The organism is Helcococcus sp. KG196, from assembly GCF_046035495.1.
Lineage (GTDB): Bacteria > Bacillota > Clostridia > Tissierellales > Peptoniphilaceae > Helcococcus > Helcococcus ovis.
Genome location: NZ_JBFNFI010000030.1, coordinates 1 through 1,623 on the forward strand (window position 1 = coordinate 1; position 1,623 = coordinate 1,623).

Here is a 1,623-nt window from a genome sequence, read left to right on the forward strand (position 1 = left end):
AAGACCAGCTATCAAATGTCAATAGATAAATGATTAATTGTTTGCAGTGCTCATGGATTATAATTTTTTATCTAAAACCTGTCAAGGGAGGGCGCCTTGACAGAACTTAGCTAAAAAATTACTTAAATTTGCGCACAGCAAACAAACCTAATAATTTAGGTGAAAAAAACAATATTAACAATTAAATATTTGGAGTATACAACTTGTTGTCACGCAATACTGCAAAAATGATGTTAGTAAGCTTTCTAGCAACGGCTCCAATAGCTGTTCCATGGGCTTTTCCTCTATCTCTCATACCTTGATAGTACTTAGATAGAGCAGGATCTCTAAATGCAGCAACAGTTGCTGATAGCCAAATCGCTCTTCTTAAGTATGGTGAACCTCTTTTAGATATTTTAGTATTTGAAGCACTAAATTCTCCGGATTGCTTAACTGAAACATCAAGACCAGCATAAGCAACTAATTGACTTGCTTTTTCGAATCTTGAAATATCACCAATTTCGGAATAAATTGCTGCTCCAAGAACTTCTCCAACACCTATAATGCTAGTAATTACAGGGCAAAGTTCATTAAGCATGAAAGAAATTTCTTCTTCAATTTCATAAATTTGATCTTCTAAAAATGAAATTTGATTAATGATTTGCTTGATTTGGAAAGAAAAAGATTTTTTAGCAAATTTAATTCCAAAGGAGTTTGAAGCTGTAGATTGAATTTCTTGTGCTTTTTTTAGACCAAAACGCCCTTTACTACATTTTGAAAGAAGATTTGCTAATTCTTGTGCAGAAATGTTAATTAAATCTTCAGGTAAAGGATAATTGGATAATAACTCTTTTGAAGTAACTCCATAGATATTAGAAAAAAGTGTTGAATATTCTGGAAAAACTTGGTCAAGAATAGCGACTAGTTTTCTTTTCCAATCAGAGCATTCATCAACTAAAGCAAATCTGTATCTTGAAAGATTTCTTAGTGCAAAAGTATCTTCATCAGAAAAATTTGAGATTGAGTATTCACCAAACCTCATAATTTGAGCGATAACAAACGAGTCAACAGCATCATTTTTGGTTTGTCTTATGTACATTTTTCTGAAAGCTTCTGATTGAATTGGATTTATGACGATACAATTAAATCCAAGCTCTAGAAGAAAAGAATAAAGACTAAGCCAATAGTGACCAGTTGCTTCCATTCCAATAACGCAATTGTTAATATCAAGATTAAAATAATCAAGAAAATCCCTAAACTTTTCTAAACCTTTAATAGTATTAGAAAAAGATATACTTTTAGATAAGGATTTTCCAGAAGAGTCAATAATAGAAGCTTCGTGGTTTTTCTTTGCGATATCAATACCAATGTAAAACATAAAATCACCTAGTTTCAAAAAATTTAGATAGAGAAAGAACCCTCTAGAACTTTACGACAATGCAACCTCGTTAGACATACAGCAACGAATGTGCTATCCAGCTCATACGCATAAAGACGTAAAGAAGAGGCGTAACCCTTAATAAGGAAGACAAAAGCTTCAAGGAGAAAAACTACGACCTCTATCTATACAACTATTATCTCATAAAGAATATGAGATGAAAATAAAATATGTAGTTTTAACTACAACATTATTATACGAGGAGA

At 31.8% G+C, this 1,623-nt stretch carries 1 protein-coding gene; it reads right to left on the reverse strand.

What is annotated here, in order from left to right; all coding sequences use genetic code 11:
* Positions 1-181 precede the first annotated feature (181 nt).
* Complete coding sequence (locus ABGF45_RS08300) at positions 182-1,357, reverse strand: IS110 family transposase (RefSeq protein WP_134744608.1); 1,176 nt, start codon at positions 1,355-1,357, stop codon at positions 182-184.
* Positions 1,358-1,623: the final 266 nt, after the last annotated feature.